Here is a 2,423-nt window from a genome sequence, read left to right as displayed (position 1 = left end):
TGCGAGGCCAAGCTTTGCTATATGGGCCACGCCACCATGGAGAACCGGCACGGGCTGGCGGTGGCCGGCAGGGTCACGCATGCCAATGGCATCGCCGAACGCCGGGCTTCGGAGACCATGCTGAAGGCGAGACGCAAAGCCGCAGGCTGCCGCATCACGGCCGGTGAGGACAAGGCGTACGATACGGCCGATCACGTCGCCAATCTTCGCGCCATCGGCGTGACGCCGCATGTGACACAGAACCAGGCCGTCACCAAAACCGGCAAGAACCGCAACAGCGCCATCGACGAACGAACCGCGCGGCATCCGGGATACGGCATGTCGCAATCGCGCCGGGCGATGGTCGAGTGCATTTTCGGAAGGGGCAAGCAGCATGGCACGATGCGCAAGACCAAACATCGTGGCATCGCTCGCGTCGCCGCCGACTTCCTGCTCAATCTGATCGCCTATAACCTGATCCGGATTCCCAAACTGCTTGCCGTTTAGCCACCCCGCGTCAGGGGGGCACCAACCAACAGGTTAAAAAATTACATCCAACTCCACCGCGCCGCTCCAACAACGACCGCCGACAATACGAAAACTCTCCATTTCAAGCTTTTTCAGCAGACTGCTTTAGAGGGTATCCGATCATGTCATTTGCAACGCGCGACGGCCGTGACTGGACACCGGAGTACCTGATGTCGATTGATGCCAAGAAGTGCATCGGCTGTGGCCGTTGTTTCAAAGTCTGCGGTCGCGACGTCATGACGTTGAAGGGCATCAACGAGGAGGGCGATCTTGTCGATCTGGACGACGACGAAGACGATGAGATCGAGAAGAAGATTATGGTGATGAATGACCAAGGCGCTTGTATCGGTTGCGGCGCCTGCGCCCGGGTTTGTCCGACCAACTGCCAAACTCACCAAACCGCCGCAACGCAAGCCGCTTGAGAGCGAGCTCTGTCCGCCTTTTGCCGCGAGCAAGCGGGAGTTGGGCGGCGAAGCCATGAACTGCGCTCGAGGATAGACCCGCTTGGCGCCGGGCGCATTCCCACCAGCTTGCGGATGCTGAGTCGCCCCGTCCCCAGAAAGAATCATGTCTTCGTCGGCCGCAGGTATGGGGTTCGGATGGCTCGAAATGTCTGCGCTACTATGGATCGGATACCGGCAGCCTCAATAACTTCATTCCGCTGTCGCGAAGAATGCTCAGAACAGCTCTACGGGAGGAACATCATGATCTCACGTCGTCTTGTGATCGGTGTGCTCGGGGCGGGACTGGTAGCGTTCGCGCTCCTTGCCACCCCGGTGGCGCTGGCCTTTTCGCCCGAAGCGCGCAATGCGAAGCTTGATCAAACCCTTAAGGAATTGGTCGAAGGCTGCAGTACTCCGGGTATTGTGGTGCTGATCCTTCAGAATGGCCGCCCGGTCTACAGCCGCAGCGTCGGCGTTCGCAAGGTGGGGAGCGCCGTGCCGATCGGCGAGAACGACATATTCCGCCTCGCCTCAATGACCAAGGCTGTCACCTCGGTGGCAGCGATGATCCTTGTCGAGCAGGGCAGGGATCGGCCTGGACGATCCGGTCAGCCGTTTCCTGCCCGAGTTCGCCAAGTTGCAGGTGCGCGGTCCTGACGGCACTGAGGGTCCTGCGAGCAGGCCGCCGACAATTCGCGAACTGCTGACCCATACGGCCGGATTCTCCTATAACTTCATCAATAATCCCCGGCTCGTTAATGCATACCGCGAAGCGCGCGTGACCGACGGGCTAGACCAGGGCGAGGTAACCACGGCCGAAGCGATGCAGCGTCTCGCCTTCGTTCCGCTTGGCTATCAGCCTGGTACAGGCTGGGAATACTCGCTGGCCACTGACGTGCTCGGGGCTGTCATCGAGAAGGTGACGGGAGCCAGCCTGGGAGCTTTTGTAACCGAGCGCATCGCAAGACCTCTGCGCATTGAGAGCTTTGTGTTCAACGCACCTGAGACCATGCGCTCACGGTTCGTGCAGGTGACACGGCCCGCACAGGTCACGGGCGCACTCGGCACGGGCTACGTTCCGGTGGCGGCACCTGAGGCTGTGCCGTTCCCTCCAACCAAGGGCACCGCCGATTTCGACCCGAACCGCGCCTTCTCTCTGACCGCCTATCACTCTGGCGGCGCCGGCATGAGCGGCACTATCGGGGACAACGGGCGGTTCCTGCAAATGCTGCTGAACGAAGGCGAACTCGACGGCGTGCGGGTGCTCCGCGCGGAAACGGTGCGGCAGATGACGCAGAACGCGACCGGCAACATGCCGACGCTTCCCGGGCCGGGTTGGGGCTTCGCGCTGGGCTTTGGGATCGTGATCGATCCGGCTGCAGCCAAGAGCCGCCTTCCGGCGGGCAGCTACGGGTGGGGCGGCATCTATGGCATGCAGTTTTGGATCGATCCGGCAAACCGCGTCGTGGGCCT

At 61.5% G+C, this 2,423-nt stretch carries 4 protein-coding genes; all 4 read left to right on the top strand.

Features of this window, described 5'->3' with window-relative positions; genetic code table 11:
* The coding region (locus tag CWO89_RS43185) for a transposase (RefSeq protein WP_165421588.1) at positions 1-486 on the top strand (486 nt) is incomplete at its 5' end.
* 143 nt (positions 487-629) lie between these two features.
* Complete coding sequence (gene fdxB, locus CWO89_RS43180) at positions 630-929, top strand: ferredoxin III, nif-specific (protein ID WP_028169131.1); 300 nt, start codon at positions 630-632, stop codon at positions 927-929.
* Between the two features lie 282 nt (positions 930-1,211).
* Positions 1,212-1,607 carry a serine hydrolase domain-containing protein gene (locus CWO89_RS43175; RefSeq protein ID WP_051397342.1) on the top strand — a complete coding sequence of 132 codons (396 nt, stop codon included), beginning with the start codon at positions 1,212-1,214 and terminating at the stop codon, positions 1,605-1,607.
* Positions 1,522-2,423: serine hydrolase domain-containing protein (locus CWO89_RS43170; RefSeq protein WP_130584268.1), on the top strand; the 902-nt coding region annotated here is incomplete at its 3' end. The genes CWO89_RS43175 and CWO89_RS43170, both read left to right, overlap by 86 nt.

Origin of the sequence: Bradyrhizobium sp. Leo170 (assembly GCF_004296405.1) — a bacterium.
In the GTDB taxonomy this organism is placed as follows: Bacteria; Pseudomonadota; Alphaproteobacteria; order Rhizobiales; family Xanthobacteraceae; genus Bradyrhizobium.
The sequence above is the reverse complement of the archived record's forward strand: the minus strand, read 5'-3'. Positions and strand labels throughout refer to the sequence as shown.

What these genes read in the sequence shown, in the direction of transcription:
- fdxB (WP_028169131.1), top strand. Translation starts at nt 630, where the DNA reads ATGTCATTTGCAACGCGCGACGGCCGTGACTGGACACCGGAGTACCTG.
- CWO89_RS43175 (WP_051397342.1), top strand. Translation starts at nt 1,212, where the DNA reads ATGATCTCACGTCGTCTTGTGATCGGTGTGCTCGGGGCGGGACTGGTA.